This window comes from Bradyrhizobium denitrificans (genome assembly GCF_013179005.1).
Classification (GTDB): Bacteria; Pseudomonadota; Alphaproteobacteria; order Rhizobiales; family Xanthobacteraceae; genus Bradyrhizobium; species Bradyrhizobium denitrificans.
This window is the reverse complement of record NZ_JABFDP010000021.1, coordinates 145,259-157,317: the sequence shown is the minus strand read 5'-3', so window position 1 is coordinate 157,317 and position 12,059 is coordinate 145,259. Positions and strand designations below refer to the sequence as shown.

8 protein-coding genes are annotated in these 12,059 nt (G+C 66.5%); 5 read left to right on the top strand and 3 right to left on the bottom strand.

Annotated elements, in window-relative coordinates; translation table 11 throughout:
* Nucleotides 1-5: 5 nt before the first annotated feature.
* Nucleotides 6-1,931, bottom strand: coding sequence for a hypothetical protein (locus tag HL671_RS23890; RefSeq protein WP_172239263.1), 1,926 nt, complete (start codon nt 1,929-1,931; stop codon nt 6-8).
* A 104-nt stretch (nt 1,932-2,035) separates the two neighbouring features.
* Nucleotides 2,036-4,453, bottom strand: a complete 2,418-nt coding sequence (locus HL671_RS23885; protein ID WP_172239260.1) for a phosphoketolase family protein — start codon at nt 4,451-4,453, stop codon at nt 2,036-2,038.
* 191 nt (nt 4,454-4,644) lie between these two features.
* Between HL671_RS23885 and HL671_RS23880 the strand changes: the two genes are divergently transcribed.
* The 4 genes from HL671_RS23880 to HL671_RS23865 all read left to right on the top strand — a co-directional run bounded on the left by HL671_RS23880 (nt 4,645) and on the right by HL671_RS23865 (nt 8,951).
* On the top strand, nt 4,645-5,838 hold the full coding sequence (locus HL671_RS23880; RefSeq protein ID WP_041751372.1) for a PA0069 family radical SAM protein: 1,194 nt from the start codon (nt 4,645-4,647) through the stop codon (nt 5,836-5,838).
* 19 nt (nt 5,839-5,857) lie between these two features.
* Nucleotides 5,858-6,307, top strand: coding sequence for a VOC family protein (locus HL671_RS23875; protein WP_172239257.1), 450 nt, complete (start codon nt 5,858-5,860; stop codon nt 6,305-6,307).
* Nucleotides 6,308-6,392: 85 nt separating this feature from the next.
* Nucleotides 6,393-7,250 carry a ribonuclease HII gene (locus tag HL671_RS23870; protein WP_172239254.1) on the top strand — a complete coding sequence of 286 codons (858 nt, stop codon included), beginning with the start codon at nt 6,393-6,395 and terminating at the stop codon, nt 7,248-7,250.
* Nucleotides 7,251-7,442: 192 nt separating this feature from the next.
* Nucleotides 7,443-8,951 (top strand): glycosyltransferase family 39 protein, encoded by a 1,509-nt coding sequence (locus HL671_RS23865; protein WP_012042544.1) that lies wholly within the window; start codon nt 7,443-7,445, stop codon nt 8,949-8,951.
* 94 nt (nt 8,952-9,045) lie between these two features.
* On the opposite strand, the gene HL671_RS23860 is transcribed toward HL671_RS23865, so the two are convergent.
* The gene (locus HL671_RS23860) at nt 9,046-9,867 is read right to left on the bottom strand and encodes a uracil-DNA glycosylase (RefSeq protein ID WP_172239296.1); all 822 of its coding nucleotides are present in this window, start codon (nt 9,865-9,867) and stop codon (nt 9,046-9,048) included.
* Nucleotides 9,868-10,172: 305 nt separating this feature from the next.
* Between HL671_RS23860 and HL671_RS23855 the strand changes: the two genes are divergently transcribed.
* Nucleotides 10,173-11,831 (top strand): electron transfer flavoprotein-ubiquinone oxidoreductase, encoded by a 1,659-nt coding sequence (locus tag HL671_RS23855; RefSeq protein ID WP_172239251.1) that lies wholly within the window; start codon nt 10,173-10,175, stop codon nt 11,829-11,831.
* Nucleotides 11,832-12,059 lie beyond the last annotated feature (228 nt).

Genomic DNA, 12,059 nt, shown 5'->3' with positions numbered 1-12,059 from the left:
AGTTCCTAACCTGCGAGATCGATCAAGATGTATTGGCGCAGCAGATGTCCGAAGCTGGCCATGCGGTCGGTGGCACGTTCGACGGCCCGCGCCAGCTCCAGCGCGGCCAGCGACGTCGCGACGTCGAAAGTGCCGGTGAAGACCAGGGTGGTGATCCTGCGCTCCTGTGCGTCGGCGGCGTGCTCGGCGTCCATCAGGCGCAGCACGGCGGCGAGCGCATCGTCGGAATCGACGCGCCGGCCCTCGGGTACGTCTGCAGCCGCGGCGAGGCCGCTCGCGGCCGCTTCGATCGCGCCGATCGCAACGTTGCAGAGGTCGGCCAGCGCGGCCAGCAGGTCGGCCGGCATCGCGGCCGGGGCGAGCGAGGCGATGAAGGCTGCCTGTTCCAGTTCGTCGACGGTCTCCTCGACCCGGTCGACGAGTTGCGCGATCAATGGCTCGGCGTTGAGGCGCGCAATCTCCTGGCGGGCCTCGATCGCAATGCGGTCGGCCTTCTGCTCGATCCGTGCGGCGCGGGCGGCCAGCAGTTCGCGTCCGCCGGTCAGCCCGGACTGAAACGCCCCGAGATCGCGGCTCAGTGCGGCGGCGATGTCATGCGCCAGCCCAAGCTGGCGCAGCACGATGCCGAGCAGCGCGCCGTCGGCCCGGTCGAGATGCCGCACCAGATCAGCCTCGATCTGGTCACGGACCACACGCACCGAGCGGCCGGCGAGCAAGCCCTCGGTGGCGTCGCGCAACGCCGCCTTGAGAAACTCGATCGCAGTGGTGCGGCCCAGGGCGCGGTCCAGGCGTTCGCCGAAGCCGATGCGGTTGGGCGCCGCGTTGCGCACTGCGCCGCCCAGCAACTCGCTGCCGCCGAGTTCGAGGAATGCGCGATGGCCGATCCGGTTGCGGGCCGCCCAATCGAGGATCTTGAGAGCGTCGTCCTTGGAGACCCACGTGCGCAGCAATTTGCGCGCCTTGTTCCAATCGATCAGAAACACCAGCGCGGCGCCGAGAGCTGCAAGGAACTCATCGCGCGCCTGCAGATCGGCACCATGAAATTGGCCGGTGACCAGCACGAAGGCGTTCTCGTCGGCCAGACCCGCCCCGGTGCGCCGATCGAGGCCGCTCCAGCTGGCCGCGAACGCATCGAACAGGCGAATGAAGAACTTCGCGCGCGCCTGATGCACGTCGGTGTAGGTGACGGTGACTGACCGTCCGTCGACCGCGATGACCATCACATGAGCGTCGGTCGTGCCGATGTCGTTCTGGATCAGCAGCCGGTCGCCGGAGCGGGTCGCCATCGTATCGAGGCCGGGGTGGTCGAATTTGAGTGCGCGCGTCGCGTTCAGGCCGCGCATGAAGGCGACAATGGCGCTCCTGTCTTCAGCCGCGACGCCGTAGACATGGGCGCCGTCGATGATTTCCTCGGCGCAGTCGGCGGCGATGCGGTTGAGGGCCTTGTGCAGGTCCATCACCAGCCGGTGCAGGCTGTCCGACTCGTCCTGAGCAGCGGTCAGCCACGCCACGCGCTCGAACGCGATATCGTCGCTCGCCGTCAGAAGACCGGCGCGCTGCATCGTGTCGAGCCGCCGCTCGGCCGCGTTGCCTTCGGTGCTCCGTCCGGCCTTGACCGCGCGGATCATGGCCCGCGTGTCGCTTTCAATGTCCTGGACCAGCCGGGCAAGACCGGGCGCAGCAAAGCGACCGGATGTGGTGGCATGCGCGCCGCCGATCAAACTCGCGAGCTCGGCCGGCGCGATGTTGGCGGCTCGGCACTCGGCCGAGAGATCAGTGGGCCGCGGCTCCGGCGCATGCGCATGTTGCGCGGCGGCTTGCAGCGCGCTCAGGCGCACCTTGACGCGGTCGTTGGCGGCGAGTCCGTCGGCGATCAGCGACGGCAGCAGGATGTCGGCTTGGCCGAGCTCCTTGATGATCTGAGATTTCATGACGACATCGATCAGGTTTCGATGCCGTCATGGTGTCGCAACGCCACATCGCGGGCATTGCGCTAGATCATTCATGAAAACGTCACATCAGTAGGCGCTGCTACTCAGTCGCCAGCCTCCGCCGGAGTCGTTCCGCCTGTACTGTTGGGCCAGACCCAATCGCGGATCGCAGGCATGTCCTCGCCGTGCTCGCGGACATAGCGCGTGTGTTCGATCAGCGCGTCGCGGAATGTCTGCTTCACATGGGCCGCCGAGACGCTGAGCCCCGGCACGCGCTCGATGACTTCGATGGCAAGGTGGAAACGATCGAGTTCGTTGAGCACCACCATGTCGAATGGCGTCGTCGTGGTGCCTTCCTCGATGAAGCCGCGCACATGCATGCCGGCATGATTGGTGCGGCTGTAGGTCAGGCGATGGATGAGATGTGGGTAGCCATGATAGGCGAAGATGACGGGCTTGTCGGTCGTGAACAGGCTGTCGAAATCGCGGTCGCTCAGTCCGTGCGGATGCTCAGTGTCGGGCTGCAAGGTCATCAGATCGACGACGTTGACGACGCGGATCTTGAGCTCGGGCAGCGCCTTGCGCAACAGGTCGACGGCGGCGAGGGTCTCCAAGGTCGGGATGTCTCCGGCGCAGGCCATCACCACGTCGGGCGCTGCGTCGGCCGGCTCGGTGCCGGCCCATGACCAGATGCCGATGCCGGCATCGCAATGCGTCGCCGCCTCCTGCATCGTCAGCCATTGCGGTGAGGGCTGCTTGCCGGCGACGATCACGTTGATGCGGTCATAGGTGCGCAGGCAGTGGTCGGCGATCCACAGCAGCGTGTTGGCATCGGGCGGGAAGTAGATGCGGACGATATCGGCCTTCTTGTTGGCGACGAGGTCGACAAAGCCGGGGTCCTGATGGCTGAAGCCGTTATGGTCTTGGCGCCAGACGTGAGAGGTCAAGAGATAGTTCAGCGACGCGATCGGCCGGCGCCACGGCAGATGGCGCGACACCTTCAGCCATTTGGCGTGCTGGTTGAACATCGAATCGATGATGTGGATGAAGGCTTCGTAGCACGAGAACAAGCCGTGGCGGCCGGTGAGCAGATAGCCTTCCAGCCAGCCCTGGCAGAGATGTTCGCTCAGCACCTCCATGACGCGGCCGTCATGGGCGAGGTGGACGTCGTAGGGCTCGATGCCTTCCATCCAGACCCGCTCGGTGACGTCGAACACCGCATCCAGCCGGTTCGAAGCGGTCTCGTCCGGGCCCATGATGCGGAAGTTTCTCGCATCCGCATTCAGCGTGATGACCTCGCGCAGGAATTTTCCGAGCTCGCGCGTCGCCTCCGCGATGGTCTCGCCCGGGGCGCGCAGCGCGACGGCGAAAGCGCGGAAGTCCGGCAGCTTGAGCTCGCGCTTCAACAGCCCGCCATTGGCGTGCGGATTGGCGCCCATGCGGCGCGTGCCCTTCGGCGCCAGCGCCTGCAGTTCCGGCACCAGCCGGCCCTGCGTGTCGAACAGCGTCTCCGGCTGATAGCTCTTCATCCAGGCTTCGAGCAGCGCGAGATGCTCCGGCTTGCCGCGCGGATTGGCGATCGGCACCTGGTGCGCGCGCCAGAAGCCTTCGACCTTGAGGCCATCGACCTCTTTCGGCCCGGTCCAGCCCTTCGGGCTGCGCAGCACGATCATCGGCCAGCGCGGGCGGTGGATCACCGCATCCGGCAGCCGCGCATTCTGCTGGATCGAGCGGATGCTGGCGAGCGCGACATCGAGCGCGTCCGCCATCTGCCTGTGCATCGCCTGAGGCTCGTCACCCGCGACGAACAGCGGCGCATAGCCATAGCCTTCGAACAGGCATTTGATCTCGGCGTCGCTCATGCGGCCGAGCACGGTCGGGTTGGCGATCTTGTAGCCGTTGAGATGCAGGATCGGCAGCACCGCGCCGTCATGGGCCGGGTTGAGGAACTTGTTCGAATGCCAGGACGCGGCGAGCGGGCCGGTCTCGGCCTCGCCATCGCCGACCACGCAGGCGACGATCAGGTCGGGATTGTCGAACGCGGCGCCATAAGCATGGACCAGCGCATAGCCGAGTTCGCCGCCTTCATGGATCGAGCCCGGCGTCTCCGGCGCCGCATGGCTGGGGATACCGCCGGGGAAGGAGAACTGCCGGAACAGTTTTCGCAAGCCGTCCGCGTCGCGCGTGATGTCCGGATAGATCTCGCTGTAGGAGCCTTCGAGATAGGTGTTGGCGACCATGCCCGGGCCGCCATGGCCGGGGCCGCAGACATAGATGACGCTGAGATCCTGCATCCGGATCGCGCGGTTGAGATGCGCGTAGATGAAGTTGAGGCCTGGTGTCGTGCCCCAATGGCCGAGCAGCCGCGGCTTGATGTGCTGCGGCTGCAGCGGCTCGCGGAGCAGCGCGTTGTCCAGCAGGTAGATCTGCCCGACCGAGAGATAATTCGCCGCGCGCCAATAGCGGTCGAGCAGGTCGAGGTCGTCGGCCGTGTGGGTCTGCTGGGGAGAAGTGGTTTGCATGGGAGCTCGCTTGCCATTCGTTTCGCGCCTGCGGGAGAGTGCATTAGAGTAACGCCGCACCGTCCCGTTCCAGCCCGGCTGCAGGATAGAACGGGAATGTGATGGCTGGCCTTGCGCCGCCTCAGACGTCCGCTGCGGGGATTGTTCTTTATTGTTCTTGTAATGTTCTTCTTATGTGCTATGTCTTGGCCATGAGCCGAGCATCTTCACATGCCCTCAAGCGCCCGCCGGTCCCGGTGCCCTCCGAGCCGGTGGGCGCGCCTTCCTCGGGTCTTGAAAAAAGCAGTCCCGAGAAGGACTTTCCCGAACTCGCGGTCGCCATCGAACGGGGCCGGCGCCGTGGCCGGGGAGCGCAATCCAATGCGAGCGGCCGCTATGAGGCGGAGGCCCGCGTTGTGTTCGACGACGGCTGGCAGAGCCTCGAGGACTTGCCGCCGTTCAAGACGACGGTCGCGACCGACACGTCGCGCAAGGTCATCACCCGCAACGACTCGCCGGACATCGGCTTCGACCGCTCGATCAATCCGTATCGGGGCTGTGAGCATGGCTGCGTTTATTGCTTCGCGCGGCCGACCCACGCCTTTCTCGGCCTCTCGCCGGGCCTCGACTTCGAATCCAAGCTGTTCGTCAAGCCGGATGCGCCCGCCCTGCTGGAGAAGGAACTGGCGGCCAGCGGCTATGAGCCGCGGATGATCGCGATCGGCACCAACACCGATCCCTATCAGCCGATCGAGCGTGAGCGGAAGATCATGCGCGGCATCCTCGAGGTGCTGGAAAAGGTTGGCCATCCCGTCGGGATCGTGACCAAGTCGGCGCTGGTGATGCGTGATGCCGACATCCTGGCGCGGATGGCCAAGAAGAACCTGGCGAAGGTTGCGATCTCCGTGACCACGCTGGATCCGAAGCTGGCGCGCACCATGGAGCCGCGGGCCTCGACACCCTCGAAGCGGCTGGAGGCGCTGCAGGCGCTGTCGAAGGCGGGCATCCCGACGACCGTGATGGTGGCGCCGGTGATTCCGGCGCTCAACGACAGCGAGATCGAGCGCATCCTCGATGCCGCCGCCCATGCCGGTGTCAAGGAAGCCGCTTATGTGCTGCTGCGGCTGCCGCTGGAGGTGCGCGACCTGTTCCGCGAATGGCTGCTCGAGCATTATCCGGATCGCTACCGCCACGTCTTCACCTTGATTCGCGACATGCGCGGTGGCCGCGACTACGACTCGCAATGGGGCACGCGGATGAAGGGGACCGGACCGATGGCCTGGATGATCGGCCGCCGCTTCGAGATCGCCTGCGAGAAGCTCGGCCTGAACAAGCGCCGTACCAAGCTGACCACCGATCATTTCGTGCGGCCGAAGGGCGGCGGCCAGCAGCTGAGCCTGTTCTGAGGTGGACGGAGGTCGCGCCATGAGTGCACAATCCGTCGTCCCGCGCTTCACCGTCATCACGCTCGGCGTGGCCGAGATGCGGCGGAGCATCGCCTTCTACGCGTCGCTTGGGTTCGCCAGGAAATTCCAAGCGACGGGCGAGGCGGTGGCTTTCTTCGACACCGGGGGAACGGTGCTGGCCTTGTACCCCTGGGACGCGCTCGCGCACGATGCGGGCGTGCCGGACGCGCCGCGGCCACAGGCGTTTCGCGGCGTCACGCTGGCCTGGAACTGCCGCTCGGAGGCCGAGGTCGATGCGGCGCTTGCGTCGGCGGTGGAAAAGGGCGCGAACTTGCTGAAGTCGGGGCAGCAGACCGATTATGGCGGTTACAGCGGCTATTTCGCCGATCCGGACGGTCATGTCTGGGAGGTGGTGACGGCGCCGGGGATCGATGTCGGCGAGGATGACCGGGTGCATCTGCCGGCCTAGCCGGTCCGCGGACAGGGTGCGAATAGCGGGGAATTGAGCCGCGTTCGGGTTGCGTCGCCGCGGGCCGTTCCGCACCATCACGGCCATGATTCGAGACCAAGCCAAAACGCCGGGCAGGGCGAAATCGGCCGCTGCTGCAAAGGCCAGTCCGGCTGCGAAAGCCACCGGCAATCAGGCCGCCCAAAGCGCTGCAGGCAAGCCCGCCGCCAAGCCCGCCACCAGCAAGTCCGGCAAGGGCGTCATCGCCGTGGCGCCGCCGAGCTTCCGGCGCGAGCGCGCGCTGTTGAAGCAGGGCATCTGGCCGGTGGCCGGGTGTGACGAGGCCGGCCGTGGTCCGCTGGCCGGCCCCGTGGTTGCGGCCGCGGTGATTCTTGATCCCAACCGCATCCCGAAGGGCCTCGACGATTCGAAGCGGCTGAGCGCCGAGCAGCGCGAGGCGCTGTTCGACAAAATCTGCAAGACATCGGCGTTCGCGGTCGCCTTCGCCTCGCCGGCGCGAATCGATCGCGACAACATCCTGCGCGCGTCGCTCTGGGCGCTGTCACGCGCGGTGAGGGCGCTGCCCGAGGCACCCAAGCACGTGTTCGTCGATGGCCGCGACCGAATCGACGTCGACTGCCATTGCGAGGCGGTGATCGGCGGGGATGGGCTGGTGATGTCGATCGCGGCGGCCTCGATCGTCGCCAAGGTCACGCGCGACCGGCTGATGTGCGCCTTGGCGCAGGATTGCCCGGGCTACGGCTTCGAGCAGCACAAGGGCTATGGCGTGCCCGAGCATCTCGCCGCGCTGGATCGGTTGGGGCCCTCGGTACATCACCGCAGCCTGTTTGCGCCTGTAGTGGCGGCGCGGCGCAAGCATCAGCCCTGGGCCGACGTGCCGGAGCCCGATCTCTTCGCGGACGTGACGGTGGTGACATCCAGCGAAATCGCGCTTGGCGCCTGATGCCGGTTGCCTCGACGGCGCCGCGGTCTTAATAGTTTTGCCAGCCAACCAGCACGAAGTGTCACTCCTCGCAGCGGGGGCGGTGTTGTGCGCCTCGATCATGCGGTATCGATTGCGGGCGTCGGACAACGCGGCTGCGGATGAGGGACGGTCCTGCCGGCCTCCTCGACGTCCCAAGCGATCCAGCCGTTCATGCGTTTCACGTCACTGGTTGTCGAACTGATCCGCGCGCGGCCTCGGCTGGTCGTCGTCATCGTGGTGCTGTGTCACGCCCTTCTCTGGCTGGGCATCGCGCTGCTGTTCTACCGCAGCCCTCCCGGCCAGCTCGCGATGTCGATTGCCTTCGGACGGGAGTACCAGGTCGGCACCGATCTCGGGCCGCCGCTGCCGTTCTGGCTCGCGGATATCGCCTATCGCTTCGCCGGCAATCATCTGTTCGGCGTGTATGTGCTGGCCGCGCTGTGCTCGGCCGTGACCTTCTGGGTGATCTATCTGCTCGCCCGTGCCATCGTCGGCGGCCAGCAGGCGGTGCTTGCGGTGCTGTTGACGATGACCGTCACGGCGTTCGGGGCGCCGACACTTGAATTCGGGCCGGACGTGCTCGCGCGCCCGCTGTGGGCGCTGCTGCTGCTGCATAGCTGGCGGATCCTCGGCCAGGGCCAGCGCAACGCCTGGTTTGCATGGTCGATCGAGGCGGGTCTGCTGCTGCTCACCACGCCCGCCGCCGCCGGCCTGCTGCTGCTGCTCGCGGTCTTCACGGTGTCGACCGCCGAGGGCCGGCAGGTGCTGCGATCGTTCGATCCGCTGTTCGCGCTGCTGGTCGTGCTGGCGCTGGCGCTGCCTTACCTCATCTTCGTGTTGCGTTCCGACAGCGTGGGGCTTCCGGCCCTGCCGGTGCTGGCGGAGCTCTCGGCGCGCGCCTGGCATTGGCTCGCTTTGGCCGGCGGATTGCTGCTGGCGATCTCCGCCGTGCTGCTCCTCGTGGTGCTCGACGCCGGCTGGTTCGCCCGCGGTGAAGCCGATTCTCCGATCATCTACCGCCGGTCGGTGCCGGCGCTGGCCCGCGACTTCGCCTATTGCTTCGCGATCGCACCTGCCTTGGTCGGCAGCCTGATCTCGGCCCTGTTCGGCCTTCCCACCGTGTTGGGCGGGACCGCCGTCGCCCTGACCATGGTCGGCCTCGCCATGGTGGTCGCCTCGGGCGATCTGATCTATCTGCGGCGCCAGCGGCTGCTGCGCAGCGTGTGGGCCGCAGCCGTGGCCGCGCCCGCAATCCTGGTCGCCGGCAGCGCGGTGATCGTCCCGTTGCTCGGCGATGGCGAGGTCGCGACCGCGATGCCCGCGCGCGACATCTCCCGCTTCTTCGTCGAGAGCTTCGAGCGCCGCACCAATCAGAAGCTGCAGGCCGTGGCCGGCGATCCGCAGCTTGCCAGCCTGATTGCGCTCGGCCGCCGCCGCGCGCATCTGTTCCTGGACGCCACGCCGCAGCGGACGCCGTGGATCAGCCCAGCCAGGTTTGCCGAAACCGGAGGCGTCGTGGTGTGGCGTGCCTCCGACACGGTCGGCACGCCGCCGCCGGAGCTTGCCCAGCGCTTTCCAGGCCTGGTGCCGGAGGTGCCGCGCAGCTTCGACTGGCTGATCAACGGTCGCCAGCCGCTGCTGCGGATCGGCTGGGCGATCGTGCGGCCGAAGGCGCCGTAGCCTTTCCGCCAGCGACGTCCGGCGAGCGGACCGTAATGCTCTCCGCGTCATTGCTTCGTCGCTTCGCTCCTCGCAATGACGGCGAAGACGGTCGTCAGACCGCCATCACCTTCGCGATCGCGCGCAGGTCCTGCCAGGACAGCCGCTTGTAGGACGGCGAGCGCAACAGATAGGCCGGGTGGAAGGTCGCGATGGCGCGGATGGTGCGCTTGCCGGTGTCGTAGTCACGCCATTTGCCGCGGCTGCGCATGATGCCCTCGGTCGTACCGAGGATCGCCTGGGTCGACGGGTTGCCGAGCGTCACCAGCACGTCGGGATCGACCAGCTCGATCTGGCGGCGGATGAAGGGCAGGCAGATCTGCGTCTCCTGCGGCGTCGGCGTGCGGTTGCCGGGCGGCCGCCATGGAATGACATTGGCGATGTAGACCTTGCTGCGGTCGAGCCCGATCGCGCCGATCATGCGGTCGAGCAGCTTGCCGGAGCGGCCGACGAACGGCAGCCCTTCGATGTCCTCGTCACGGCCCGGCGCCTCGCCGACGAGCATGATGCGCGCCTGCGGATTGCCGTCGGCGAACACCAGCCGCGTCGCGGTCTGCTTCAGCGCGCAGCCATCGAAATTCTCCAGCAGTTCGCGCAGCGCCTCCAGGGTCGGCGCCGTCAGCGCCGCCTCGCGGGCAGAGGCAATGGCGGCCTCCGGTGGGGGCGGCGGTTCGCCGCGTGGCGGAATAATCGCCGGTGCCGGCAACCGGCCGGCTGGCGACGCTGCCGCCGGACGAGCCACGGCTGCGGCAGGCGCCGGCGCCGCCTCGGGCTCGACCAGGCGATTGATCGGCTCGTCGGCCAGCGCGCAGTCGACGCCCGCCTCCAGATAGAAGGCGAGCAGTTGCCGGACGTCGGGGAGGGGCTCGGGGATCATCATGATGGTCTGTTGCAACAGTCTACGCCGCCTTGGCGCATGGCGGAATGCATTTACGTGGTTGTCCTGCCCCGAAAAATCGGAAACAAGAGCTTGGAATAACCCAAAAAAGGGACGGAACGCCCTAGTGTTCCGGCGCCAGCCTCCGCTCCCCTTCAGGATCACCTCCAGCGGACGGCCAACGCCTTCGGAACCCTAGTTAAGTCATTGTCGCTATTGCAGCTCTCCGGGTTTGACCTTTGCTTGCGCCAGGGGGCTGCAAAGGCCACATCCACTGCACCAGCCGGGCCTGAGATCGAAAAGACATGAGCACCGAAGAATTACCCGAGCGCGAATCCATGGAGTTTGACGTCGTCATCGTTGGCGCCGGCCCCTCGGGCCTGACCGCCGCGATCCGGCTGAAACAGCTCAATGCCGACCTCACCATCGTGGTCGTCGAGAAGGGCTCCGAGGTCGGCGCGCATATTCTGTCGGGGGCCGTGATCGATCCGCTCGCGCTGGACAAGCTGATCCCGGACTGGCGGTCGGACGACGATTGCCCGCTGAAGACCCAGGTCAAGGACGACAAGTTCTTCTGGATGACCGAGAGCGGCGCGATCAAGCTGCCGGGCTTTGCGATGCCGCCATTCATGGACAATCACCATTGCTACATCGGCTCGCTCGGCAATGTCTGTCGCTGGCTGTCGCGCAAGGCCGAGGCGCTCGGCGTCGAGATCTATCCGGGCTTCGCGGCAACCGAGGTGCTGTATGACGAGCAGGGCGCGGTGCGCGGCATCGCCACCGGCGACATGGGTATTGGCAAGGACGGCAAGCCGAAGGCCTCGTTCACGCGCGGCATGGAGCTGCTCGGCAAGTACACGCTGTTCGCGGAAGGCGCGCGCGGCAGCCTGTCCAAGCAGCTGATCGCGAAATTCGCCCTCGATGCCAAGAGCGAGCCGCCGAAATTCGGCATCGGCCTGAAGGAAGTCTGGCAGATCGATCCCGCCAAGCACCAGAAGGGACTGATCCAGCACTCGTTCGGCTGGCCGCTCGACATGAAGACCGGCGGCGGCTCGTTCCTCTATCACTACGACGACAATCTGGTCGCGGTCGGCTTCGTCGTGCATCTGAACTACGACGATCCTTACCTGTCGCCGTTCGAGGAATTCCAGCGCTTCAAGACGCATCCCTCGATCCGCGGCGTGTTCGAAGGCGGCAAGCGCCTGGCCTATGGCGCGCGTGCCATCACCGAGGGCGGCTATCAATCGGTGCCGCGGCTGTCGTTCGCCGGCGGCGTGCTGATCGGCTGCGCGGCAGGCTTCGTCAACGTGCCGCGCATCAAGGGTGTGCACAATGCGATGGGCAGCGCCATGCTGGCGGCCGAGCATGTCAATGCGGCGCTCGCGGCCGGCCGCGCCAATGACGAACTGGTCGACTACGAGAACGCCTGGCGCTCATCGCCGGTCGGCGAGGACCTGTTCAAGGTCCGCAACGTCAAGCCGCTGTGGTCGAAATTCGGCACCGTGCTCGGCGTCATCCTCGGCGGCTTCGACATGTGGTGCAACACGCTCGGCTTCTCGCTGTTCGGTACGCAGTCGCATGCCAAGCCGGATCGCGCGACGCTCGATCCCGCCAAGGCGCACCAGCCGAAGCCAGTGATGAAGCCGGACGGCAAGCTGACCTTCGACCGGCTGTCGTCGGTATTCCTGTCCAATACGAATCACGAGGAAGACCAGCCGGTGCATCTGAAGGTCGCCGACATGGCGCTGCAGAAGAGCTCCGAGCACGACGTCTATGCCGGCCCGTCCAACCGCTATTGCCCGGCGGGCGTCTATGAGTGGGTCGAGGACGGTGCCAGCCCGCGCTTCGTCATCAACGCGCAGAACTGCGTCCACTGCAAGACCTGCGACGTCAAGGATCCCAATGGCAACATCACCTGGGTTCCTCCGGAAGGCGGCGGGGGGCCGAACTACGAAGCCATGTAGCGCAATTCACGCACGATTGCGTGAGGCGGTCGCCCCTGCGGGGGCGACCGGCCACGATACGGCCATACTGCCGCGGTTTGACGCAGGTCACCTTCGTCAAAGGGGCTCGCGGCTGACCCGAATATCCTGCAAATCCTTGCGGTTGGCCGCCAAACGCGGCATTGTCGGCGCCTTGAAGAGCGGCCGACCGGGTTCGCGTCCGATACGACCATTCCTTTCCAACAACCA